The organism is Emticicia sp. (assembly GCF_049241225.1).
Lineage (GTDB): Bacteria > Bacteroidota > Bacteroidia > Cytophagales > Spirosomataceae > Emticicia.
On record NZ_JBMLRC010000395.1, the window covers coordinates 1 to 23,716 of the forward strand.

Genomic DNA, 23,716 nt, shown 5'->3' on the forward strand with positions numbered 1-23,716 from the left:
TCAAAAATCAAGTTATATCAAGAGCGAATGGATGCTGTGAATATTGCCTTAAATCAAATCTTTTAGCTTATATTTCTCATCAAATTGACCACATTATTAGTCTTAAACATGGGGGTTGATAATCTTGCCTACGCTTGTTACCTATGCAATGTTATCAAAGGTTCAGACATTGGCACTATGCTGTTACCGGAAAGAACGTTTATAAGACTTTACAATCCACGAACTGACAACTGGAACGACCATTTTGAAGTCTTTGAAGGAAAATTCTATTCTAAAACTCCCATTGCCGAAGCAACTATCAAAATTCTTCAACTAAATGAAATTGAAAGAATAATGGAACGAAAATAATTACTACTCAAAGCTCTCAAACGGCAAACCGACATAATTTTCGGCAATGGTTTTTTGATAAGCTTCTGACATTCTTAAATAATCAAATTTTGATTTTTGCAATAATTGCTCAAAACTGCCATTTTCAGCTTGTTTATGGCACAAATAGGTCATGAAGTTTGAGAAATCTTGTACTCTCCAAACTCTTGAAACACATTTTTTGGTGTAATTATTTAAGGCTTCTTCACTGCCATTTTTATAGAAATCCGTCATTCCTTTAGCTAAATTTCGTACATCAGCTACTGCCAAGTTTAAACCTTTTGCTCCCGTTGGCGGCACAATGTGAGCGGCGTCTCCTGCCAAAAACAAGCGTCCGGCTTGAAGATTATCAATCATAAAACTACGCATTGGCGTAATTCCTTTTTCAAAAATTTCTCCTTTGTCAAGTTCAATTCCCAAACGATTTTCGAGTTCAGCCCAAATTTGTTCATCTGACCAATTTTCTATTTTTTCATCGTTGGGTACTTGCAAATATAAACGACATACTTTTTCTGAACGCATACTTGCCAAGGCAAAACCTTCGTGGTGAAAAGCATAAATCAATTCATCATAAGTGGGTTTTGAATAAGCCAATATTCCCAGCCAACTAAACGGATATTCAATCTTGAATTCGTTATAAGATTCTTTAGGCAATGTTTTTCGACCTAAACCATGAAAACCATCTGTTCCTGCTACAAAATCGCAGTTTAAAATAGCATTTTCTCCGCCATGAATAAACGAAATACTAGGTTTTTCAGTCATAAAATCATTGATTTCGGTCGCTTCTGCTTCAAAAATGATTTCAATCTTCCTATCCAAACAAGCAATTATTAGGTCTTTTACAACTTCTTGTTGACCATAAATGGTTACTTCTCTTTGTGTATGTTTCTGAAAATCAATGCGTTGCGTAATACCATTGTAGGCAATATAACAACCATGATGCACCAACCCTTCTTGGTGGAGACGGTCAGCTACGTCCAGTTCTTCAAAAACTTCTACGGTATTGTGTTCTAAAAGGCCTGCACGAACACGATTTTCGACGTATTCTCGGCTACGGTTTTCTATGATAATACATTCAATACCTTGCTTTTGTAGCATCAAGGCCAAAGTAAGCCCAGCAGGGCCAGCACCGATGATTCCAACTTGGGTTTTTATAGTTTTCATTATAAATATGGTCTGTTGTTTATGAAATGTTGACTCCTAATTCTTTGAATACTTCTTCAGCGGCATGAATAGCTTCGTTAGCAGCAGGAAGCCCACAATATAAAGCCGACTGCATGATGACTTCTTTGATTTCGGCAACCGTAACTCCATTATTAAAAGCGGCTCTAACGTGCATTTTAAACTCAGTTTGGCGGTTGAGAGCAATCAACATCGCCATCGTGATAAGGCTACGATTATGCTTTGAAAGATTGGGTCTTGTCCAAACTTCTCCCCACGCATAATTTGTTATAAACGACTGAAAATCAGCATTAAACTCATTTATTTTGCTATTTGCTCGGTCAACGTGAGCATTTCCTAAAACCGTTCGGCGAACGTGCATTCCTCTATCAAAAGTGGCTTCGCCTACAAAAAAATCTATTAAAACTTGGGCGTATTCTTTCGGCAGTTCGGTAGCAGCTAAGTGGCGAGCATGAAGAACCTTTAATTGGGAATTAGGAATATTGGCAACCAAAAACTCTGCTTGCTCGACATTCGTAACGGGGTCTTCATCGCCTGTGATAACTAAAGTTTCAACGCTCAAGTTTTGTAGTTGATTTCTGAAATCGGCATCACGAATGGCACAGCAACAATTTGAATAACCCTGCACATCGCTTCGTAAAAACATGGCATAAGTTTCGGCTACTTTCTCAGGATTTTGTTTTCGGAAATCTTCGGTAAACCAACGCTCCATCGTGTCTTCAACGATTGCTTGCATTCCATGCTGTGAAATGGTTTCGATACGACCATTCCAGCGTTCATCGTTCCCGATTTTTGCCCCTGTATTGCTCAAAACTATCTTTTTAAAGCGATTTGGGTGATTTATACCAAGATATTGTCCAATCAAACCTCCCATCGAAAGTCCACAATAATAGGCGGTTTCGATGTTAAGTTCGTCCATCAAGTTGATTACATCTTTGCCCAATAATTCTATTGTATAGCCTTCGTTTCTGATGTTATTTTTTGAACCACCATGTCCACGAGTATCGTATTGTAATACTCTGAAATAGGGTAATAAATATGGAATCAGTTCCTCCCACATCATCATCTCCGAACCCAATGAGTTGGAGAAAATCAAAACGGGGCTGTTTGGTGTACCTTGTATTTTATAGTGCATAGTTTTCTCAATTAGGTATTTGTTAGAACGCGGATGACGCTGATATTCTAACGCAGATTATCACAGATTTTTTTTAATAAATTCTTCCTACCATTTTCAAATACTTTTCTTTTGAATTCGGGCTTTCTTCCAAAATTTAAAAGTAATCCGACTTCAATATTTGTAGCTCTTAAATAATTTATCAATTGGTTTTCGTGTTCTTCAACGATACACTCAGCCGCTTTAAGCTCTAAAATTATTTTATCTTCAATAATCAAATCAGGATAATATTCTCCAACTTTAAAACCTTTGAAATTAACTTTAACCTGTCTTTGTGCCTCAACTTTCAACCCTTTCGATTTCAATTCGATGTAAAGTGAATTTTGATATACTTTTTCTAAAAATCCGTATCCCAATTCATTATATACGTCAAAAAATGCCTTTAAAATTATATCTGTAAGTTCCTTGTGAATTAATTCCATAATGAAATCCGTAAAAATCAGCGTTAGAATATCAGCATCATCCGCGTTCCAATTATACTTTTTCTATAATTTCATCAATTATTTCCAAACTATTCCCAATCGAGTTTTCGGCTTTGAAAAGTTCTTCTAAATTTGGTAAATCGACATTCATTTCTTCAAGGATTTCTTTTAGATGTTTTTGCTGATAAATGGCTGATTTACAAGCCTTTTCGACTAATTCGTGGGCATTTATTTTACCTATTTTTGTGGCCAGTGCCAGCGACACATTCTCGGCATAAATCAAACCTTTAGTCAATTCAAGATTTTGGAGCATTCGATGCTCATCAACCTCTAAACCCGAAATCAATTCGATGGCTTTTTCAATACTTCCTGCCGTAAGCAACATTATTTCGGTTAGAACTTCCCATTCTGAGTGCCACAATCCTGCCGAACGCTCGTGTTCTTGAGGCATCGCAGCCAATATCGTAGCTACCAAATTTGGAATTCGATTGGCATTGGCCAATATGGCAGCACAGGTAACAGGGTTTCGCTTATGCGGCATCGTGCTTGACCCACCTTTGCCCTCGCCCGCCCCTTCAAATACTTCACCAACTTCGGTTTGCATCATTAATGATACATCTTTGGCGATTTTTCCGAGCGATTGATTTAATATTCCGAAAACCGATGCGGCTTCAACTAAATTATCACGGTTGGATTGCCACGAAAACGATGGTTTTAAGTCGAGAATATCGGCAAGACTTTGCTGAACTGGCTTTGACAAATTTGCATTTCCACTACCAACTGCTCCTCCCAGCTGAATGACCAAAACACGTTTTTGTGTACTTTTCATTCGCTCTTTGCTTCGCTCGATACTTTGTAACCAACCCGAAGTTTTGAGTCCAAAAGTAATTGGGCGGGCTTGTTGGAGAAGCGTCCGACCAATCATCAATGTACTACGGTGTTTTTTTGTAATTTCTACTAACAAATTCGATAATTCCGTCAATTTATCATTTAGCCAGTACCAATATTCTTGCATCTGCAAAACCGTTGCGGTATCTACCACATCTTGGCTGGTTGCTCCTAAATGTACATATTTCGATGCCTCTACATCATTATTCTTTACAATTCGAGTAAGCTGCTTCACCAGAGGAATAGCAGCATTTCCACCCAATTTTATCTCTGCTTTGAGTTTATCAATATCTATAAAGTCAGCCTGACAGCAATTTTCGATGATTTGGGCAGCTTGGGGCGGAATAATACCATTTTCGGCTTGAGCAACTGCCAAAGCTCCCTCAAAACGCAGCATTTGAGCGATTATCTGATGGTCAGAGAATAAATTGTTTATATCCTTTGAATAAAAGTATTCCGAATAAAGAGACATATTTTTGTTCCCCTTTAGGGGTTAGGGGTTTTATACTTCAAAAAACACAGTTTCGTTTTCGCCTTGCATATTGATATTGAACTCATACAAATTATTGCCTTGTTTCTCGGCAATTAATGTATTTTTTCTATCGGCAGGAACAGCATTTAGCACTTCGTCAGCTGCATTGAGTTGAGCCTCGTCAGAAAAATAAATACGAGTATAAGAATGTATCAGCTGCCCACGCATAAAAACAATTACTGAAAGATACGGAGCTTGCCCATCAATTGATTTTGGCTTAATTGTGCTAAAAATAAAGCGATTCTGAGCATCAGTTCCGGTACCGAAACGCCCAAAAAGTTGATTTTCGCCATCATTTTGCCAGATTTCAATCATTGCATCAGGTATCACATCACCATTGCCATCGAAAACTTTTCCTGTAATGGTGATAGCCTCGCTGTGTTCGATTGGGCTAACCATCTGATTACCAACTAATTGCTTGAAATCATATAAATATTGCTCGGGTGTAAGTCCATAAGCAAAGTATGGGCCTACTGTTTGAGAGGGAGTTTGAAAACCCCCAGCCCCTAAAGGGGAGCTAAGGCTTGAAATATGATTTATAAATTTATTTTCCATTTTATTTAAGGTGTTGAGTCGGAATATGTCATTCAAAAACTGCGAATTAGTAAACTCCCCTTTAGGGGCTGGGGGTTATTCAAAAGGTGTTGCGTTGTGGCCTCTTAGTACAAAATCGAAGCGGTAGCCGAGAGCAAAGTTTGGCTCGGTGGCATCTAAATCGAATTTTGAGATTAATAATTCACGGCCTTTTGGTGGAACACCCAAGAAAATCGGGTCATGCTGCAAGAGCGGGTCGCCAGGGAAATACATTTGTGTAACCAAACGATTGGTAATATTTGCCCCAAACAACGAAAAATGTATGTGATTCGGCCGCCAAGCGTTGTAGTGGTTTCCCCACGGATATGCCCCAGGTTTGATTGTATAAAATTTATAATTTCCGTCTTTATCGGTCATGCAACGCCCTGCACCCAAGAAATTCGGGTCGAGTGGGGCATCGTGTTGGTCAACTTTGTGTACGTAACGACCGCACGAGTTAGCTTGCCAAATTTCAATCAAAGTATTGGGTATTGGCTGTCCGTTTTCATTCATTACCTTTCCGTGAACTACGATTCTCTCGCCCAATGGCTCGCCATTTTTTATAGCATTTTTGGTAAGGTCATTGTCGAATTCTCCTAAGTTGAAATCTCCAAAAACTGGACCTGTAAGTTCAGAAAGCGATTGTTTCAGCACTATCAAAGGCTTAGTTGGAGCTCGCAGAATGGTTGACTTGTATTCTGGGGCCAAGTACGGCGGATGTACTTCACGGTCGAATTGATTATAAATGATATTGCTCATTTGGTTGAGAATTTGAGGTATTGAATAGCCATTTTTACACTACAAAAGTATTTTAATTATCAAACTTAATCTTGGATTAATCAAAATAAGACTTGTACAATTTAAACATAAATACAATTGACGAATCATTCGATTTACGAATTACGAATGAATGATTTACTTATCAAAAAGTAAACTAATTATTATAATTTATAATGAAGTTTTATTGTAAGTATTTTATATCAAATTTATGGCACGCTGATGAAGCGGATGTTCCAACGCTGATTTTACGGATTTTTTAGATTAAAATCAGCGATAATCAGCGTTAAATCTATCAGCGTTATCAGCACGGTCCGCCGTTGCGGTGCCATTTTCCTCTGCGAGAATATCTTTAGAATTCCGATTTAAAATGTAATACAAATTATATATATTTACAGCAAAAGGTACTGAAATATAAGATTTTACAACAAAATATAGAATTAATCAATGAAATAATGATTGTAAAAATTAAACATGAGTAATTCTAAGCAGATTATAAATTTCAAAGGTCTTTATGGCGATAATCATTATCCGCTTTTGCCCGACTTTATTCATCATGAGTCGCTGGAAGTGCGGAGTAAGATGTATGATTGGGAAATCAACGAACATTTGCACACCGATTTATGCCAGATTTTTATGATTGAGTCGGGAAGTGGAGTTTTGATTTCGGAGCAAAATGAAGTTGCTATCGAAGGGCCTTGCTTAATTATGATTCCAACCAATACCCTGCACGGTTTTGCTTTTGAGCCAAGTATTGTGGGCGAAGTCTTGACTTTTTCTGAGAACTTTCTGGAAACGCTTTTCAAAAATTCGCCCAAAATTCTGCTCGAACTCAATCATTTGAAATACCTTCAGTTTGATAATGACTGGAGTATTTTTGAGCAAGTAAAAAATTATAAAAGCCTGATTTTGAAAGAGTTATACGAGGAGAATCTCGAAAAACAAACAGTTGTTCAGTCGTTGTTTACCTTATTTTTTATCAGTATCTATCGTTTTAGTTTTTCACTCAAAAACACCATTTCAGCTTCGGATAACCGTACTTTGATGTATTTTCAAGCATTTCAGAAGCACATCAAACGTACGATACAAGAAACCAAATCCATCAGCGAATACGCCAAAGAATTGAATATCACAACCGTGCATCTCAACCGAATCTGTAATGCTTTGGTGCAGAAATCGGCCTTACAAATTGTGCAGGATTATCTGATTGCCGAAGCGAAAAAGTATTTACTTAATACAAATTATTCGATTTCGGAGGTGTCGTATTTACTCAATTTTAAAGACCCAGCTTACTTTACACGACTTTTTAAGAAACAAACGGGGGTTTCGCCAAGCGAATTCAAGAAAATATAATAGAAAATGCGACCGAAGCCGCCATTCTCTGAGTAGAAATTTATGTAAGTGTTTTAGAAATTTACGAATGTTGAATGTTGAATGACGATTTACGAATATTCAGGGATTACAAAAACTTTAACATTCAAAGAGTTTTTACTCCACAAATCCAGCTTTTGCCTTTTGACCAGTTTTTACCCAATTTCTCAGTTCATCAAAAGCTTTACCAGTTTGTTCGTTAGTAAAGTTACAATGGCCTTGCCCATTTGTGTATTTAACGCTAAAATACTGTTGTTTTCCCTGCTTTTGAATCAAATTTTCGTAACTCACAATCGCCAAATCGGCGGGAATCAGTTGATCATAAATCGTATGTAAAGCCAAAGCTGGTTTATCAATTGCTCCAGTTCTATCATATTTATCGAATAAAATATTCTGACTCACAGTTGCCGCCAGTCTCTCAGCTTTCTGGTTCACGAGCAAGCTATTCGGAAATCTGCCATATATAGTATTTGTATTGTCGTAAGGATTTCCACCTGCTTTCTGAGCAATATCACGCAAAACACCTTCACCAAATGCTAAAGAAAAAGCTAAATCATCAGGTTTTAAATCAAAATGTTTGGCAAATTCAACGGCGAGCAAAGAGTCTTTAGCATAAATTGCTTTTTTCATCAATACAGCCTTCCGAAAACCCGCCTGCATAGAAATTGGCTCTTTTGGCTTCGACATATCAAAAATATCATGCAGAGAAGTAGCGATACCAGGAAAAAGCCCATTGAAAGTAGCAAATAAATCGAACTCCTTACGAGTTTGCAGATAAACACGCCCTGCCAACGGACACATCGGAAAGCCTCCGTTGTAATTTTGTCCGTAGTTTTCGAGCGTAGCCAGCGTTATGCCACCACCCATCGAATGACCTGTCATAAAAGTTGAGTCTGGTTGACCGTATTTTTTTGCAAAATATTGTCGCAGAGCCTCCGTATCATCAACACCCTGAACCAAAGCCAAGCCTTGAAACGCATAATCAGAAGCGGCTACGGCAAAGCCTCTTTCCAAAAAAGGTGTCATTCGCTTCGGAAATTCTGGATTTTGACTTTGTGCAGGCTTCGACCCCATAAATTCGTAGCCGTGTGCATACATCACCAATTTTCCTTTCCAATTTTCGGGAAAAAGAATCCGATATTTCGCTCCATTGATGCTACCTGTATCAATTTTGGCAACATTTTGGGCAAAAATTGCCTGCGTGATAAATAACAAGATTAAGGCTTTTTTCATGGTGAATAGCTATGAATTAAGTTTTACAATAATAGGTTAGTACGCAGGTCGAATCTGGAGATGGCCGACGCTCGGTTCGACCCACAGTTTTATGCTTCTCCCCAAACTTTTAGGGCGGTATTTACTGTCAAATCAAGCTTACGCCATTGGTCGTCGTGACTCATATCGTTACCGTGGTGCGTTGATGAAAATCCACATTGCGGACTCACACAAAGGTTTTCGATTGGCGTATATTGTGCCGCTTCGTCGATACGCTTGCAGAGGTCATCAATGTTTTCGAGTTCTCGTTTTTTCGATGAAATGATTCCCAAAACAACTTTTTTGTTGTTCGGAACAAAACGTAGCGGAGCAAAGTCGCCCGAACGCTCGTCGTCGTATTCAAGCAAATAACGGTCAACATTAATCGAATTGAAGAGAATTTCGGCAACTGGTTCATAACCACCTTCGGCAAACCACGTACTGCGATAATTTCCACGACAAAGGTGAATGCCCACCGTCAAATCGGCTGGACGATTATCAATTACTGAATTGATAAGAGCTGCATACGTGCGAGGCAATTCATTCGGGTCTTCGCCCCTTGCTTGAGCAGCTGCACGCATTTTAGGGTCGCAGAGATACGCCAAATTGGTATCGTCAAGCTGCAAATAACGTAAGCCCGCATCGTATAAATGAGCGATTTCTTCACGATAAGCAGCAGATAAATCGGCAAAAAACTCGTCCATATCAGGGTACGAATTAATATCAATTGATTTTCTACCACCACGGAAGTGAATCATGGTTGGTGAAGGAATCGAAACTTTTGGCGTCTGCGAAACAACCGTTTTTAGATAATTAAAATCAGCTACTTGAATGTCTTTTACGTGCTTGAGCTTGCCTGTTACGCTCAAAATAGGTGGCGTGAAACCATCTTCGGCAGCTTTGGCATTTGGATTAGCTTCGATACCACCCGTTACGCTCACACCTGCCAATTCTTTCAAGAAATCAAGGTGGAAATAATCACGACGGAACTCTCCATCCGTGATGGCTTTCATGCCTGTTGCTTCTAAATGCTTTACAGTTTCGGCAATCCCTGCATCTTCGATTGCTCTTAGTTCTTCCGCAGAAATTTCTCCTTTTTTCCACTTGAAACGGTTCTCTTTTACTGCTGGTGTGCGTAGTAAACTACCCACGTGGTCGGCTCTGAAATTTGACATTTTATATAATTATTTAAAAAAATTTAATGCAAAAACTATTTTATTCATTGCCGTCTGCTTTAGCTGACGGATACCATAAATTCAAAACAAAGTTGGCTTTAGCCGAAATAAATATTAATTTTTGGCTAAAGCCGATTTTGATGTTTATTAGCCTATTATCCGTCAGCTAAAGCAGACGGCAATGAAATATGCTTGTTTATTAGTAATAAAATAGGATACTTACCTCTCTTTTTAACTTATCTCTTTTGAATCTATTTTTGCGGTAATCAAGCCTGATAAAAGTGCTGGAATGGCAAAAATGAGGAAGTTAGTGGCGATTCCTAAACCTGCTCCAATCAATAATCCACCAATCATTGGGCCTACGATTCCGCCCAAACGCCCCGCTCCCATTGCCCAACCCACGCCAGTTGTGCGAAACTCAGTTGGGTATAATCTGGCTGAAAGTGCATAAAGCCCAACAAAACCGCCTTGAATACCAAAACCTAATAATGCCAAAATAAGTAGGATAACATCTGACCCAACAAAAAGCCCAAACGATGCCATCAAAACGCCAGTTAGCACCAAGATTACGCCCAAAGTTTTCTTTAGACCATATTTACTCGAAAAATATCCTTGTGTAATTATTCCGAAAAATGCACCAATATTAAAGACTGTTCCTGCATAAATGGCCAATTCCATTGAAAGTCCCGCATCTTTTGCGAGTTTTGGAATCCAACTTGTTAGGAAATACAATGCAGCAAAAGCCATAAATAGAGCAGCCCAAAGTTGAAGCGTTGGTTTTTTGAAGTCAGTTTTTAGCAATTGGTCAACTGGTAATTTCGATTTGATTTTTTCAATGATTGGCAAAGATTCTAAAGGCTGAATATTCATTTTGGCTAGAATCTTATTTAGTTTTTCAAGGGCATTTTGGGGTTGAGTGCGTAAATAAAAATCAATTGATTCGGAAAGGAAAAACAGAATTAAAGGCACTGAAAACATAGAAGCAATGCCCGCAATACGAAACATTTGTTGCCAGCCATCAGTCGGAATTACTTTCGCTGCCACTAAACCCGCTACTACAGCCCCAATTGGATAACCAGAAATAACAAAACTTACCCAAAAATCACGGGTTTTGTTGGGTGTATATTCGGAAGCGAGAGAAGCCGTACTTGCCAACATACTACCAATGCCAAGTCCGCTAATAAAACGATAAATCAATAAATCAGTAATTGAAGTGGCGTAGGATGTCAGATAAATACAAACTCCCATAATTATTCCACTGATGAGAATAATGGCTTTTCGACCAATTTTATCGGCAAAAGGAGCTAAAAAAAGCGTTCCGATGGTCATTCCGAATAATCCAGCACTAAAAACGGTACCCAAAGCTTGAGGAGAGACATCCCACGCTTTGGCAATGGCGGGGGCAGTGTAGGAAATCACCAGCACATCCATACCATCGAGCATATTCATCAGAAAACAAATGAAAATGGTAGAGTATTGAAGGGCAGTCATCGGATTTTTGTCGATGAGAGCTTTAGGGTTGAAAGTCATTATTTATTAGGTGTATATGGTTGAATATATGGAAGTTAGAAAGTAATTGCTTAGTTTACTTTCCAAACTTGAATTGCTACGTTATCTGGATTTCTGATGCCCTTACAAATAAAAATGGCATTATTCATCCATTCGTATTTACCTTGCGGAGCTTCAAATTTTGGTATCGCACGGAAATAATATTCTGATGGCGAAACCGCTTCACCTCTACCGATTCGAGCCGCAACTTCGGGGGTGGCCACACGTAAGCCTGTATTTTTGATGTAAATTATTACGCCGTCATCGGTTTTGATTTGATAATGTGCTTCCAGCTCAGCTACACCATCTTTTCTTACGATTTGCCAGTCGGCACCACCATCCAAAATCTCACCTTTCATTTTTGGACCTTCAAAACTTCCGCCTATAATTGGGATAATTCTACGCATTCCGTGAGGAGTGTCGCCTACAACGTATGGTGCTTTGAGTTTGACTTTTAATTCACAAACAAATTCTAAACTTGGTGCTTCGGGTGTGCTTTGGGCGAATGAATTCATATTTAATAGGCAGAAAACGATACAAATAATGGCACGCAGATGACGCTGATTCCTTTGGAAACGCAGATTTACACGGATTTTATTTTCAGTGAAAATCAACATCGCATTTTTGAAGTTAAGTAAGTGTTTCATGTCTTAATTTTTTTGGTTAAGGGTTTGTATATCAAAACCAGCTATTTTTTTGTAATTATCCATTACTTTTGCCAGTTCTTCATGCGGAATTTCATCTTTTGAAAAACCTTTCGGAAACCAATCTTCCATCATATCCATGATTTCGTCGGGGCCTTTGGCTCGGTTTTGTAATACAACTTTCGCCGCCGCTGGTACTCTTTCTTTATCATATTCGACTAACGCTTCCAGCGGGCTACTTGTATTTTTCAAACATTCGGTCAAGCAATCGGCATCAAGAATGGCCTGTGAAGCACCATTTGAGCCAATCGGATACATCGGGTGAGCGGCATCGCCGAGAAGCGTCACACGCCCGAAAGTCCATTTATCTAATGGGTTTCGGTCAGACATTGGAAATTCGTAAACGGCTTTTGCCCCATCAATCATTGTAGGCACATCGAGCCAATCGAATTTCCAATCTTTATATAAGTCAACTAACCTTGCTTTGTCAGACTCTCGATTCCAATCACGAGCCGTCAGTCTCGATTTTCCTTCTTTAATATTTCCTACCCAATTGATTAAGCAGTTACCATCAGAATCTGGCTGACCGATTGGATAAACTACCATTTTTTGGCGTAAGCTCCCAATCATTGCCATAGAGGTACCATCTAAGAATGGTTTCATGGTGGTTGTGCCACGATAAAGTACGTTTTCGGAATAAACTGGCGGACCTTCGTTGGGATAAAGTTGCTGACGCACTATCGAATTAATACCATCAGCCCCTATCAAAATATCGGCACGTTCTTCGAGTATTTTTTCATTAGTATCTTTATCAATGAAATGAGCAATTACTTCGGTTTCGGTTTGTTCAAAATGGCTTAAATGATGATTTTTCAGAATGGCATCTTTGCCTAAAACCGCCACAACCTCATCAAAAAGCAACATTTGCAAAACCCCACGATGCACCGAAAATTGTGGCCATTTATAACCAGCGAAACGCCCACGTGGCTCAGTCCAGAATTGCTGTCCGAATTTATTGAAATAGACTAAATCGCTCGTTTCAATAGCATTTTCAGCGATTTTTTCTTGTAAACCTAAATTGGTTAATACCCGAACACTATGCGGAAGTGTATTGATACCTACGCCCAAAGGCTTTATTTCTTTGACCGATTCAAAAACCTTCACTTCGAATCCAGCTTTATGAAGGCTCAATGCTGTGGTCAATCCACCAATCCCGCCACCAATAATAATAATCTTCATTAAATATAATTATAATTTTCCAACAAAATTCTGCATTATACCATGATTATACTATGCAAAATAAGAGAATAAATATGCAAAAACAATCAAAACCACATCAAATATCTCATACTAAATTATAATTCCTTCACAAAAGAATGGATGTTTAGATCAAGCTTAGTACTCTTAGAATTTTTTAGTATAATCTGTTCAACTTTATCTTTGGGTAAAGTAATTTTTTCAATCTGTATATTTCTTACATCATCAAACACAAACGCAGGCCTAAAGTCGCTATTTTCTAAGTTCAACTTGACATTTTTAAATAGAATCCCATTAGCATGCCTTACATAAAATCCCCAAGAGGGGAGTTCGCCAAACATGGTATATTCTGGATAACTATTTATTTTTTCGGGAACAGCATCTAAACGCCAAATTGGCATATAAGCCATAGCTTTTGAAGCCCTTCCTGGATAAGTAATTTCTACATTTTCAATGGTAATATCTTGAATATAGCTGTCAGGAATTCCTGCTATCACAACGGGATGAATGTTATGGAAATAATCAAGGGCCGGCCCTCGTAGGTCGTAATTAATATCGGGTCGGCCAAAGGGGATTTGGGCTTTTACATTTTTTATACTTACGTTCTTAAAATAACCCGCTCTTTCGCCCGCTCTATGCCCTAATCTTAGGAAAAAAGCATTGCCTGTATTGACCGCCGTGATATTTTTCACAGTAATATTTTCTATAAATCCACCATCTACAGCTTCCAGAGCTACCGCCGAACGATAAGTATCATAAACATAGATATTCTCGATCACAACATTCTTAAAACCACCAAAAGAAGCTGTCCCAAATTTTACGGCACTGGCACTACTTCTTACCTTACAGTTTCGAATAACTACGTTATCGCTGTATTTATCAGGAAAATACGATTTCAGTGTTATACCATCGTCGGCAGCATTTACATCACAATTTTCAATAATTACATTTTTGCTATCAGTAATGTTTATGCCATCATTGTTCCAATAAGCAGTACTGTTTACTTTAAGGTTTTTTATACTAATGTCAGCAGATAACTCATAAGTCTGCACCCAACTGGCTGAGTTGATAATCGTGATGCCTTCTACTTTTATATGCTCACATTCAAGCATATTGATTATTTTAGGACGGACAGTCTCACTCGGACGCCTGCGATAGTTTGGGTCAATGACCGCACCTGTATGATGCAAACTATCGATGTGTAATGCCAGCCCCCGCCCTTGTCCATCAATTGTCCCTACACCACTGATTCCAATATTTTTTGCACGATAAGCCCAGATAAGGGCAAGTTTTGAGTTATCGTCGGTTTTTGTAGAAACCTTAGTATCTGATAAATCAATTTTCGGATAGTCAGCTGGATTTGAACTACCTAGAAGAATCGCATCTTTTTCTAGGAAAAGCTCAACACCAGATTTTAGCAATAATGTACCAGATAAAAATCTTCCTTTTGGAAAAATTACTTTACCACCACCTTTGGCACTGGCCTCGTCAATGGCCTTTTGGATTGCTTGCGTATTTAATGTTTTTCCATCCGCTTTAGCTCCGAAAGAAATTATGTTGTATTGTGCAAAGCTATCTGTGAACGCAATACTTATTAAACAAACCAATAAGTAGCCCCTGATTGTCGTTTTTTTTGACAAGTTTAATAGTGAAATCATGTAAAAAAATTTAATAAGAAAATCTATTTTGCACAAATATATAGGTTGTGTGATAAAATCATTTATTCCTGAGGTATTAGAATACTTAGGTTTAAATAAAATACAGGCCAACTTACTGCTAAGAATCCATGCATTTTAAGGAGTTCAGCCATATTATTTATTAAAATGCTACTTCAACCCCAACATTCTGATAGCATTTTCTTTCAAAATCAGTGGTTTTACCTCTTCTTTGAAACCTGCCTCTTCAAAATCTTTCATCCATCTTTCGGGAGTAATTAACGGGAAATCAGTACCGAAAAGAACCCTATTTTTGAGCATTGTATTGGCATATTGAATGAGTTGTTTCGGAAAATATTTGGGCGACCAACCACTCAAATCAATATAAACATTAGGCTTGTGCATCGCTACGCTCAAGGCTTCATCTTGCCATGGCCAACTTGGGTGAGCAATAATAATTGGGCAGTCGGGGAAGTCAATGGCCACATCGTCGAGGTGCATCGGATTTGAATATTCTAAACGCAAACCACCTCCACCACGCACACCCGAGCCAAAACCCGAATGCCCCGAATGAAACAACATCGGTAATTTGTATTCGGCTATAACTTCGTAAAGATGATAAGCCATTTTATCGTAAGGATAAAAACCTTGAACTGTTGGATGAAATTTAAAGCCTTTCACACCATAATTTTCTATCAAATCACGGGCTTCTCTTGCTCCCATTCGACCTTTGTGCGGGTCTATGCTGGCAAAAGCAATCATTACATCATCGTTTTTTAGAGCTGCTTCGGCAACTTCTATATTGGGGATTCGACGTTTGCCAACATTATGTTCCGAATCAACGGTAAACATCACAAAAGCTAAATTATTATCTCGATAAAAATCGGCCGTTTCTTGAATCGTCGGGCGTTTATCGGATTTGAAATATTTGGCAAATGCTTCATCCAGTTCTGGACGATAATCATCATGCGGTTGGCAACACGACACTTCGGCATGCGTGTGTACGTCTATGGCAATTACTTTATTTATGTCTATCATAGCCCCCAAGCCCCCAATAGGGGTGTTAATATTGTTTTTATCTATATAATGTGTACCGTTTATCCCCTATCGGGGGTTAGGGGGCTTTTATTTCGCTCCCATTCTTATTGCTCCATCAAGGCGAATTACTTCGCCATTGAGCATAGTGTTTTCGATGATTTGTTTTACTAAATTGGCAAACTCTGCAGGTCGGCCTAAGCGTGGTGGAAATGGGACCTGTTTTCCAAGAGACTCTTGGGCTTCCTGTGGTAAAGATGCCAACAGAGGCGTTTCAAAAATACCTGGAGCAATGGCCATCACTCTGATGCCCATTCGAGCAAATTCACGGGCAATTGGCAAGGTCATGGCCACAATTCCACCTTTCGATGCCGAGTAAGCTGCTTGTCCGATCTGGCCGTCAAAGGCTGCAACCGAGGCAGTATTGATTATAATACCTCTTTCGCCTTCGGTATTTGGTTCATTGTTTTGCATTTTATCGGCTACTAATCTGAGAGTATTGAAAGTGCCGATAAGGTTGATGTTGATTACTTTCTGAAAGAAATCCAGCGGATGTGGGCCTTCTTTACCAACTACTCTTTTGGCAGGGCCTACTCCTGCACAATTAATGATTCCTGCAATACTACCATAAGCTTCAATCGACTGACTAACAGCACTTTGCACTTGCTCTTCATTGGTTACATCAGTTTTTACGAATTTCGATTTTGAACCTAAATTGCTTTGTGCGGTCTTTCCTGCTTCTTCGTTTACATCGAGTAAAACGGCATTTCCGCCGTTTTCTATAATCATTTTTGCAGTTGCGAAACCTAATCCCGAAGCTCCGCCTGTGATTAAGAATGTATTGTTTTCTATTTTCATAATTATATTTTATGGCACGCTGATAAAACGGATGTGCCAACGCTGATTTATACTGATTTTTTGCTACACATTAATATTTTAATTTCTTTCGTGAATTTTCAAATATCTTACATCTAAATTCAGGTTTTAAACCAAAATTTAAAAGTAAACCAACTTCTTTATCTGTTCCTCGAAGATAATTTATTAATTGATGTTCAAACTCGGGAACAATTGCTTCTGTTGCCTTTAATTCGAGAATAATTGTATTATTTACCAACAAATCAGCATAGTACTCTCCAACTTCAAAGCCCTTAAAATGAACCTTTATTTGTTTCTGAGCCTCAACCTCAAACCCTCTTGCCTTTAACTCCAAATAAAGAGAATTTTGATAAACTTTTTCTAAAAAACCAAAGCCCAATTCATTATAAACATCATAAAATGCCTTGATAATTGCCTCCGTTAATTCTTTATTCAATAATTCCATTTTTAAAATCCGTTTTTATCAGCGTTGGTACATCCGTCAAATCAGTGTGCCATTATTAAGAGAATAATTCATTTACCAAATTAACCCTATGTTTCAAAACCGCCCTTTGATTCAGTGAACCTTTATCGGTTATTTCGCCTAAATCAATTGATGGTGGTTCGATAGCAATTACATATTTTTTTATTACGGTCGAGCTTCCTGTTGAAGTTTTATTGAACTCTACTAACCAGTCGTTAATAAACGTTTCTACTTCGGCATTCAAATATGCCTCTTTATTTGAGATTTCGGGACTCAAATTAGCCAATTTTCGGCAAGCATCAGCATTTAAAAATAAAATTGCTCCAATATATTCTTTATCCAAACCAGCCAACACCACATCTTGAATAATTGGTGAGCCTGTCGAAATAACTTTTGCTTTCAAAACCCCCACATTTACCCACGTTCCTGTCGAAAGTTTGAAATCTTCAGCAATTCTTCCATCAAAAACCAAGCCTTTATCGGGGTTGTTTTCATCTAAAAACTTTACGGCATCACCTGTTTTATAATAGCCTTCTTCATCAAAAGCAGCTGCCGTTGCTTCAGAGTTTCTCCAATAACCTTTTGTTACGTTGGGGGCTTTGTAGCGAGCTTCAATTTTATCACCATCGGGTACGAGTTTTACGTCCATACCAGCAACAGGCACACCCAAAAGTCCAGAAAATGCTCCACCCCAATTAGCAAACATCGCCGAAGGTCCCGACTCAGTACAACCCAAACCCGTGATAATCGGAATTTTTACGCCAATGGTTTCTACCGCCAATTCTTCCAAACGATTCCAAACTGGCTGAGCCAAACTTGCCCCGGCATAAAACAAAATATTGAGATTTTTGAAGAAATTTTCTCGCAAATCTGCTTCTTTTTCAAGGTACGGAATCAGCATTTCAAAACCCTTTGGCACATTAAAATAGGCCGTCGGAGAAATTTCTCGGAGATTCTGAACGGTTTCTTCGATGCCTCTGGGCGTTGGTTTTCCATCATCAATCAAAATTGTTCCGCCATTGTAAAGAGCCAATCCAAAATTATGATTGCTACCAAAAGTATGATTCCACGGGAGCCAATCAATAAAAACAGGTGGTTGTTGCTCCATAAACGGAAAAACCTGCGTAATCTGCTGCAAATTGGCACACCACATTCCTTGGTGGTTCATTACACCTTTGGGTAAGCCAGTCGAGCCAGAGGTAAACAGCACTTTGGCAATTGTATCGGCATTGACTTTTGCTGCGGCAGTTTCGACATCGGTCGTAGGTTTTGTAAGCAACATTTCTTGAAAATACACACCACTTTCTCCATCAGCGGTAATGATAATGGCATCGGGGAAAAGTGTTTTGGCAAGTTCGAGAGCTTTTTGATAAACTTTTCCACTTTGAGCAAAAATGACTTTCGGAGTCATTAATTCAAGACAATGTTTGAGTTTGCCGAAATCATCAGAAACCAACGAATATGGCGGAGAAATCGGCGTGTAAGTAATGCCGATATGCACCGAAGCCAGCACTAAAAGTGCGTGTTCGAGGCTATTTTCTGATAAAATTACTACGGTTTCATCGGGCGTAAATTCAAGATTTATTAAATATTGGGCAACGCTTTTTACCTTTTCGAGGGTTTCGGCGTAAGATAATTTCTCCCAATCCTTCGTGGCTGGATTTCTTCTACCGATAAACGTGTGCTCAGGTTTTATTTTTGCCCAATGTTCTAATTTATCAGTAATTTTTATAGGAAAATCGGCCAATGTTTGCTCATTTTTGAAATGAACAATGCCATTTTCGTGCTGTCTTTTATGGGTTTTAGTAGGGCCGAATGGGGTATTTTTATACATTTTCAAATCGTATAGTTTTATGCCACGAATGCACGAATTAATTATTCTCCTACTTTCTTGGCTCGTCCTTCCAAAAAATCAGTTAGCCTTTTCTTTGCTTCGGGAGCATCGGCTGAAATAGCGGCTATCAAACTTTCCATCATCAAACCTTCGTTTTGACCCGAATCAACAATTTTGGGCAATACGTGCATGAGTGCGTAATTGGTCATGCCTGCATTTGATGAAATTTTCTTGGCCAATTCAATACCTTTTTCGAGCCCTTGACCTTCTTCTACCAAATATTGAGCTAAACCGATTCGTTCACCCTCTTCGGCTTTATAGACTCTTCCCGTAAACATCATGTCCATCATGCGAGCCATACCGATTAATTTTGGCACTCGAACCGATGCTCCTCCGCCCACAAAAATTCCTCTTTGGCCTTCGGGAAGTGCATAAAAAGTGCTGGATTCGGCAACTCTGATGTGGCATGCAGAAGCCAATTCAAGCCCGCCACCTACTACGGCACCATGCAGAACGGCCACAACAGGCACTGAGCCAAACTGCACTTTATCTAATGCTCGGTGCCACATTCGAGAGTGATGAAGCCCCTGTACGGCGTCTCGTTCTTTCAACTCCGAAAGGTCGAGACCTGCCGAAAAATGCTTACCCAAACCATAGATAACCACACAGCGGATTTGCGATGGGATGTTCTCAAAAACTTTTTCGATACCCAGAACCAAATCATCGTTGAAGGCATTACGTTTTTCAGGGCGATTAATGGCCACCAACAAGATTTCGTCTCTGATTTCTAATTGGAGTGACGCCGTAGGAGATTCTATTTCTTGCATTTTATTATTCAAAAACTGATTGACTTATTTCAATACAAAATTGAACAATAAAAAGAAAGATTAGTAGGTAAAAGGAAAGATAAAATAGGCAAAAACAATCAATTTTGCAGATTTCGATACTCTTTTGGCGAAATTCCTGTCTTGGATTTAAAGAATCTCGAAAAATCGCTTGGCTCAAAGCCACCAATCTTGAATGCAATTTCGGCAATCCGCATGGGTGTTTGTTTGAGCAAAACTTTGGCCTCCAAAACCCGCATTTCTTCTAATAATTCGTGGGCAGATTTACCCGTTGTGGTTTTTACACATTTATGCAAATGATTGGGAGAAACCGCCAGAATTTCGGCAAATTCGGTGACAGTTTTTTTATCGTAGATGAGTTCAGAAAGCAGATTTTTGTAGCGTTGTGTGAGATTAGAAGCTGCATTATTGCTGCTTTTGGGAGTTTGATTATCGAAATGCCGGATTTCCTTTAAGAATGCACTCAGATAAAGAGCTATAATTTCGGCACGACTATTCTCGTTACGGGTGCGTTCGGAAAGCAAAATTTCTAAAAGCTGCACCAATCGTTCGGATTCGGCAATTTGAATGAGTGGCTCAGCTGTAATTTGAAAAAACGGAAAATCTTTTTCGATATCAATATTTAAAAGTGGGTGGTTGAAAATTTCAGGTTGAAAGTGGCAATAAAAACCTTCAACATCATCAGAAATGGCTTCGAGTGAAGTGATTTGGTCGGTCGAAAGACAAAAAAATGTATTAGCTTTTACTTCATAATTACTCAAACCTTTGCTTCTGATAGCAAAACCTTGAGTTACATATAAGAAAAAATAAACCGAACGACGATGCGGCAAAACAGGTAGTTTCAGAAACGATTTGTAGTTTTCGATGCGTTCGATATGAAAATGCTCATACAAACTCGACACTTTGGGCTTCCAATTTCCAAAAAGATAATCGTCGAACTGCGAAGGATTAAGTTTAGGTATTTCTTTTAAACGGGTCATTTTTTCAAACATGAATTCATTTTTCGATGCAATATATAAAACCCCGTGTAAAACTATGCAAAGCCAGCTTTTTGAATAGGAAAACAGGGTATTTTTGCCGAACTTTGCAAAAAATATGTACAACAATTCTCCCGAATTGTTTAAAAAGAAAAATGAAAACAAAAGGAATAGTAAAAAATAAAATCAATATCGTTACGCTCGGTTGCTCGAAAAACCTTGTCGATTCGGAGGTACTTTATACTCAGCTCAAAGGCAATGGCATGAAAGTAGAACACGAGTCGAAAAAAGACGATGCTAATATTGTTATCATTAATACTTGTGGTTTTATTGATAATGCCAAGCAAGAATCTATCGACACGATTTTGCGTTATGTCGATGCAAAAGATGCAGGAATTGTCGATAAAGTTTATGTAACTGGCTGTTTATCACATCGTTATAAAGATGAGCTTTCGGTCGAAATACCGACGGTTGATGCGTGGTTTGGCACAAATGAGTTGCCAAGAATGCTGAAAACGCTAAAAGCCGATTATAAACACGAGTTAGTTGGCGAACGCCTCTTGACTACGCCAGCCCACTATGCTTACCTAAAAATTGCTGAAGGTTGCGACCGCCCGTGTAGCTTCTGTGCGATTCCACTCATGCGTGGCGGACACGTAAGCCGACCAATGGATGAGTTGGTGCTACAAGCACAAAATTTAGCAAAAAAAGGCACCAAAGAATTGATTTTGATTGCTCAAGACCTCACTTATTATGGTCTTGATATTTATAAGAAAAGAAATTTGGCCGAATTGCTCGATAAATTATCTGACGTTGAAGGCATTGACTGGATTCGCTTGCAATATGCTTATCCTTCTGGCTTTCCGATGGATATTTTAGATGTGATGAAGAATCGCTCGAATGTTTGTAACTACCTCGATATGCCGCTTCAACATGGTTCTTCTGAAATGTTGAAAATCATGCGTCGTGGTATTGACCGACCAAAAACTGAGGCTTTGATAAACACGATTCGTGACAAAGTGCCAGATATTGCCATTCGTACGACACTCATTGCGGGTCACCCAGGCGAAACCGAAGAGCATTTTGAAGAAATGTATCATTTCGTAGAAAAAATGAGATTCGATAGATTGGGAGTTTTCCAATACTCGCACGAAGATGATACGCATTCGTTTACAATGCCCGATGATATTCCTGCCGAAGTAAAACAAGAACGCACCGATATTATCATGGAACTTCAACAAGGCATTTCGGCCGAATTGAACCAAGCTAAAATCGGTAATACCTACAAAGTTTTGTTTGATAGAAAAGAAGGCGGTTATTTTATCGGAAGAACAGAATTTGACTCGCCAGAGGTTGATAATGAAGTTCTTGTACCAGCTTCTCAGTACGTAAGAATGGGAGATTTTGCCAATGTAAAAATCAATAATGCCGAAGAATTTGATTTGTACGGCGATTTGATTTGATGAAACAATAATATACCATAACAACCATACCGTAGAGACAAGGCATGCCTTGTCTCTACCTTTTTAAATTAAAATCCTTATTTCACTGCCGCCACAATACCCTTCACCAAAGCCGAATGATTGAAATTATCTTTTGGCGTACAACCCAAACGCACAATCACTAAATTCTTCGACGGCACGATGGTTACGTATTGCCCTTCAAAGCCTACGGCCATAAAAGCATCTTGCGGGAAAGTTTTATCTTGGTGGTCGAGCCAAAAATGAGCCGCATATTTTCCATCAGAATGAGGCGTTTCGGTCGCAGAATATTTCACCCAACCTTCGGGAAATAAACGTTCGCCATTCCAAACTCCATCTTGCAGATATAATTGTCCAAACTTTGCCCAGTCACGAGCCGTAGCGTACATAAACGACGAGCCAACGAAGGTTCCCGAGGCGTCGGGTTCGAGAACGGCACTTTTCATCCCTATTTTATGAAATAATCGCTGATATGGAAAAGCTAAGTAATCAGCGTGAAAGGCAAATTGTCGGCGAATAATTTCCTGCAAAATATTACTCGTTCCACTCGAATACGACCAAACTTTATCGGGTTCGGTAGCTGCTTTACTCAGCAAAGCATACGCCCCTGCCCCTTTCTTGCGGAAAAGCATTTGAGTAGCATCACTCGGTGCAGCATAGTTTTCTTCAAAACCAAGTCCACTGCTCATGCGAAGCAGGTGGTCAATGGTTATTTTCTTTCGTTCATCATTTTGCCATTCGGCGATAGGAGCTGATTTTTTGATGTCCAACTTTCCTTCTTTCACCAAAAGGCCAATCATGGCACTCGTTACGCTCTTAGTCATTGACCAACCCAAAAGTGGCGTTTCGGGCTTGATATTTGGAGCGTATTTTTCGGCGATAATTTTTCCATCATGCAGCACAACAATTGCTCTCGTACGAATCACATTCTGAGGGTCTTTTTCTTGAAACGCCTCATTGAGGCTTTTTTCTAAGCCAATTTTATCAATTCCACCTAAATCATCCGCCATCAAAAGGTTTTCCGTTAATGTATCAGTCGATGGAACAGATGGTTGTTTTTTGATTTCTTCTTCTGATAATTCATTGACCAAAGTACAACCCAAACCTTTGCGATAAATGGCTTTGGTTTCGGCCAAACCATAAATATTGGCAGTTACGGATTTATTTACTTCATCAACTTTTACGGTTGAAAACGGCACCGCATAAAGTTCTTCGGCTTTGATATTTTCTAAATCTCGCCCCGAAACAAACATGCACGAACAAACGGTTTTTGCATTATACGATGAGCCAATATAGGCATATTGAATAGCAAAATTGCCTACATAAACCAATCCTACAAGCACAACTAATAAGATAGCGTAGATGATTTTTCGTTTATTCGACATATTAT

23 protein-coding genes and 1 pseudogene are annotated in these 23,716 nt (G+C 38.9%); 4 read left to right on the forward strand and 20 right to left on the reverse strand.

The window, feature by feature from the left end:
* The first annotated feature begins 14 nt into the window (after window positions 1-14).
* Entirely contained in the window at window positions 15-119 is a 105-nt protein-coding gene (locus ACOVO2_RS20795; protein WP_421771848.1) for an HNH endonuclease, read from the forward strand.
* Window positions 85-348 carry a hypothetical protein gene (locus tag ACOVO2_RS20800; protein WP_421771850.1) on the forward strand — a complete coding sequence of 88 codons (264 nt, stop codon included), beginning with the start codon at window positions 85-87 and terminating at the stop codon, window positions 346-348. The genes ACOVO2_RS20795 and ACOVO2_RS20800 overlap by 35 nt, the downstream gene beginning before the upstream one ends.
* 3 nt (window positions 349-351) lie before the next feature.
* On the opposite strand, the gene ACOVO2_RS20805 is transcribed toward ACOVO2_RS20800, so the two are convergent.
* The 7 genes and pseudogenes from ACOVO2_RS20805 to pcaH form a co-directional block, all read right to left on the reverse strand.
* Entirely contained in the window at window positions 352-1,530 is a 1,179-nt protein-coding gene (locus ACOVO2_RS20805; protein ID WP_421771828.1) for a 4-hydroxybenzoate 3-monooxygenase, read from the reverse strand.
* 19 nt (window positions 1,531-1,549) lie between these two features.
* Window positions 1,550-1,948, reverse strand: coding sequence for a 4-carboxymuconolactone decarboxylase (gene pcaC, locus ACOVO2_RS20810; RefSeq protein WP_421771849.1), 399 nt, complete (start codon window positions 1,946-1,948; stop codon window positions 1,550-1,552).
* A pseudogene (gene pcaD, locus ACOVO2_RS20815) lies at window positions 1,943-2,683 on the reverse strand (3-oxoadipate enol-lactonase); the annotation flags it as partial. The pseudogene pcaD and the gene pcaC, both read right to left, overlap by 6 nt.
* Window positions 2,684-2,730: 47 nt before the next feature.
* Window positions 2,731-3,144, reverse strand: a complete 414-nt coding sequence (locus tag ACOVO2_RS20820) for a GxxExxY protein (RefSeq protein ID WP_421771829.1) — start codon at window positions 3,142-3,144, stop codon at window positions 2,731-2,733.
* Between the two features lie 52 nt (window positions 3,145-3,196).
* Complete coding sequence (gene pcaB / locus ACOVO2_RS20825) at window positions 3,197-4,504, reverse strand: 3-carboxy-cis,cis-muconate cycloisomerase (protein ID WP_421771830.1); 1,308 nt, start codon at window positions 4,502-4,504, stop codon at window positions 3,197-3,199.
* 30 nt (window positions 4,505-4,534) lie between these two features.
* Window positions 4,535-5,119 carry a protocatechuate 3,4-dioxygenase subunit alpha gene (pcaG, locus tag ACOVO2_RS20830; RefSeq protein ID WP_421771831.1) on the reverse strand — a complete coding sequence of 195 codons (585 nt, stop codon included), beginning with the start codon at window positions 5,117-5,119 and terminating at the stop codon, window positions 4,535-4,537.
* A 75-nt stretch (window positions 5,120-5,194) separates the two neighbouring features.
* Window positions 5,195-5,896, reverse strand: a complete 702-nt coding sequence (gene pcaH / locus ACOVO2_RS20835) for a protocatechuate 3,4-dioxygenase subunit beta (RefSeq protein ID WP_421771832.1) — start codon at window positions 5,894-5,896, stop codon at window positions 5,195-5,197.
* 492 nt (window positions 5,897-6,388) lie between these two features.
* On the opposite strand from pcaH, the gene ACOVO2_RS20840 reads away from it, so the two are divergent.
* Window positions 6,389-7,267 (forward strand): helix-turn-helix domain-containing protein, encoded by an 879-nt coding sequence (locus tag ACOVO2_RS20840; RefSeq protein WP_421771833.1) that lies wholly within the window; start codon window positions 6,389-6,391, stop codon window positions 7,265-7,267.
* Between the two features lie 135 nt (window positions 7,268-7,402).
* Here ACOVO2_RS20840 and ACOVO2_RS20845 read toward each other — a convergent pair whose 3' ends face one another.
* The 12 genes from ACOVO2_RS20845 to ACOVO2_RS20900 all read right to left on the reverse strand — a co-directional run bounded on the left by ACOVO2_RS20845 (window position 7,403) and on the right by ACOVO2_RS20900 (window position 20,848).
* Window positions 7,403-8,518 (reverse strand): alpha/beta hydrolase, encoded by a 1,116-nt coding sequence (locus ACOVO2_RS20845; RefSeq protein ID WP_421771834.1) that lies wholly within the window; start codon window positions 8,516-8,518, stop codon window positions 7,403-7,405.
* Between the two features lie 89 nt (window positions 8,519-8,607).
* The gene (locus ACOVO2_RS20850) at window positions 8,608-9,711 is read right to left on the reverse strand and encodes a 5-methyltetrahydropteroyltriglutamate--homocysteine S-methyltransferase (protein WP_421771835.1); all 1,104 of its coding nucleotides are present in this window, start codon (window positions 9,709-9,711) and stop codon (window positions 8,608-8,610) included.
* Window positions 9,712-9,942: 231 nt separating this feature from the next.
* Window positions 9,943-11,241: an MFS transporter gene (locus tag ACOVO2_RS20855; protein ID WP_421771836.1), complete on the reverse strand. Its 1,299-nt coding sequence runs from the start codon at window positions 11,239-11,241 to the stop codon at window positions 9,943-9,945.
* Between the two features lie 50 nt (window positions 11,242-11,291).
* Window positions 11,292-11,906, reverse strand: a complete 615-nt coding sequence (locus tag ACOVO2_RS20860; protein WP_421771837.1) for a DUF3237 domain-containing protein — start codon at window positions 11,904-11,906, stop codon at window positions 11,292-11,294.
* Window positions 11,907-11,909: 3 nt separating this feature from the next.
* Window positions 11,910-13,142, reverse strand: a complete 1,233-nt coding sequence (locus tag ACOVO2_RS20865) for a flavin-dependent oxidoreductase (RefSeq protein WP_421771838.1) — start codon at window positions 13,140-13,142, stop codon at window positions 11,910-11,912.
* 116 nt (window positions 13,143-13,258) lie between these two features.
* Window positions 13,259-14,800, reverse strand: a complete 1,542-nt coding sequence (locus ACOVO2_RS20870; RefSeq protein ID WP_421771839.1) for a glycoside hydrolase family 28 protein — start codon at window positions 14,798-14,800, stop codon at window positions 13,259-13,261.
* A 186-nt stretch (window positions 14,801-14,986) separates the two neighbouring features.
* Window positions 14,987-15,853 carry an amidohydrolase family protein gene (locus ACOVO2_RS20875; RefSeq protein ID WP_421771840.1) on the reverse strand — a complete coding sequence of 289 codons (867 nt, stop codon included), beginning with the start codon at window positions 15,851-15,853 and terminating at the stop codon, window positions 14,987-14,989.
* An 87-nt stretch (window positions 15,854-15,940) separates the two neighbouring features.
* Window positions 15,941-16,708 (reverse strand): 3-hydroxyacyl-CoA dehydrogenase, encoded by a 768-nt coding sequence (locus tag ACOVO2_RS20880; protein WP_421771841.1) that lies wholly within the window; start codon window positions 16,706-16,708, stop codon window positions 15,941-15,943.
* Window positions 16,709-16,778: 70 nt separating this feature from the next.
* Window positions 16,779-17,171, reverse strand: coding sequence for a GxxExxY protein (locus ACOVO2_RS20885; RefSeq protein ID WP_421771842.1), 393 nt, complete (start codon window positions 17,169-17,171; stop codon window positions 16,779-16,781).
* Between the two features lie 55 nt (window positions 17,172-17,226).
* Window positions 17,227-19,023: a feruloyl-CoA synthase gene (locus tag ACOVO2_RS20890; RefSeq protein WP_421771843.1), complete on the reverse strand. Its 1,797-nt coding sequence runs from the start codon at window positions 19,021-19,023 to the stop codon at window positions 17,227-17,229.
* Window positions 19,024-19,064: 41 nt separating this feature from the next.
* On the reverse strand, window positions 19,065-19,850 hold the full coding sequence (locus tag ACOVO2_RS20895) for a crotonase/enoyl-CoA hydratase family protein (protein WP_421771844.1): 786 nt from the start codon (window positions 19,848-19,850) through the stop codon (window positions 19,065-19,067).
* A 98-nt stretch (window positions 19,851-19,948) separates the two neighbouring features.
* On the reverse strand, window positions 19,949-20,848 hold the full coding sequence (locus tag ACOVO2_RS20900) for a helix-turn-helix domain-containing protein (protein WP_421771845.1): 900 nt from the start codon (window positions 20,846-20,848) through the stop codon (window positions 19,949-19,951).
* A gap of 152 nt (window positions 20,849-21,000) precedes the next feature.
* On the opposite strand from ACOVO2_RS20900, the gene rimO reads away from it, so the two are divergent.
* On the forward strand, window positions 21,001-22,308 hold the full coding sequence (gene rimO, locus ACOVO2_RS20905; RefSeq protein ID WP_421771846.1) for a 30S ribosomal protein S12 methylthiotransferase RimO: 1,308 nt from the start codon (window positions 21,001-21,003) through the stop codon (window positions 22,306-22,308).
* Window positions 22,309-22,385: 77 nt separating this feature from the next.
* Here rimO and ACOVO2_RS20910 read toward each other — a convergent pair.
* A partial coding sequence (locus ACOVO2_RS20910; protein ID WP_421771847.1) for a serine hydrolase domain-containing protein occupies window positions 22,386-23,716 on the reverse strand: 1,331 nt, incomplete at its 5' end.

What these genes read in the sequence shown, in the direction of transcription:
- ACOVO2_RS20860 (WP_421771837.1), bottom strand. Translation starts at nt 11,906, where the DNA reads ATGAAACACTTACTTAACTTCAAAAATGCGATGTTGATTTTCACTGAA.
- ACOVO2_RS20850 (WP_421771835.1), bottom strand. Translation starts at nt 9,711, where the DNA reads ATGTCAAATTTCAGAGCCGACCACGTGGGTAGTTTACTACGCACACCA.
- ACOVO2_RS20840 (WP_421771833.1), top strand. Translation starts at nt 6,389, where the DNA reads ATGAGTAATTCTAAGCAGATTATAAATTTCAAAGGTCTTTATGGCGAT.
- ACOVO2_RS20885 (WP_421771842.1), bottom strand. Translation starts at nt 17,171, where the DNA reads ATGGAATTATTGAATAAAGAATTAACGGAGGCAATTATCAAGGCATTT.
- ACOVO2_RS20880 (WP_421771841.1), bottom strand. Translation starts at nt 16,708, where the DNA reads ATGAAAATAGAAAACAATACATTCTTAATCACAGGCGGAGCTTCGGGA.
- ACOVO2_RS20875 (WP_421771840.1), bottom strand. Translation starts at nt 15,853, where the DNA reads ATGATAGACATAAATAAAGTAATTGCCATAGACGTACACACGCATGCC.
- pcaB (WP_421771830.1), bottom strand. Translation starts at nt 4,504, where the DNA reads ATGTCTCTTTATTCGGAATACTTTTATTCAAAGGATATAAACAATTTA.
- ACOVO2_RS20820 (WP_421771829.1), bottom strand. Translation starts at nt 3,144, where the DNA reads ATGGAATTAATTCACAAGGAACTTACAGATATAATTTTAAAGGCATTT.
- ACOVO2_RS20890 (WP_421771843.1), bottom strand. Translation starts at nt 19,023, where the DNA reads ATGTATAAAAATACCCCATTCGGCCCTACTAAAACCCATAAAAGACAG.
- ACOVO2_RS20805 (WP_421771828.1), bottom strand. Translation starts at nt 1,530, where the DNA reads ATGAAAACTATAAAAACCCAAGTTGGAATCATCGGTGCTGGCCCTGCT.
- rimO (WP_421771846.1), top strand. Translation starts at nt 21,001, where the DNA reads ATGAAAACAAAAGGAATAGTAAAAAATAAAATCAATATCGTTACGCTC.
- ACOVO2_RS20855 (WP_421771836.1), bottom strand. Translation starts at nt 11,241, where the DNA reads ATGACTTTCAACCCTAAAGCTCTCATCGACAAAAATCCGATGACTGCC.
- ACOVO2_RS20865 (WP_421771838.1), bottom strand. Translation starts at nt 13,142, where the DNA reads ATGAAGATTATTATTATTGGTGGCGGGATTGGTGGATTGACCACAGCA.
- pcaH (WP_421771832.1), bottom strand. Translation starts at nt 5,896, where the DNA reads ATGAGCAATATCATTTATAATCAATTCGACCGTGAAGTACATCCGCCG.
- pcaG (WP_421771831.1), bottom strand. Translation starts at nt 5,119, where the DNA reads ATGGAAAATAAATTTATAAATCATATTTCAAGCCTTAGCTCCCCTTTA.
- ACOVO2_RS20900 (WP_421771845.1), bottom strand. Translation starts at nt 20,848, where the DNA reads ATGACCCGTTTAAAAGAAATACCTAAACTTAATCCTTCGCAGTTCGAC.
- ACOVO2_RS20845 (WP_421771834.1), bottom strand. Translation starts at nt 8,518, where the DNA reads ATGAAAAAAGCCTTAATCTTGTTATTTATCACGCAGGCAATTTTTGCC.
- ACOVO2_RS20895 (WP_421771844.1), bottom strand. Translation starts at nt 19,850, where the DNA reads ATGCAAGAAATAGAATCTCCTACGGCGTCACTCCAATTAGAAATCAGA.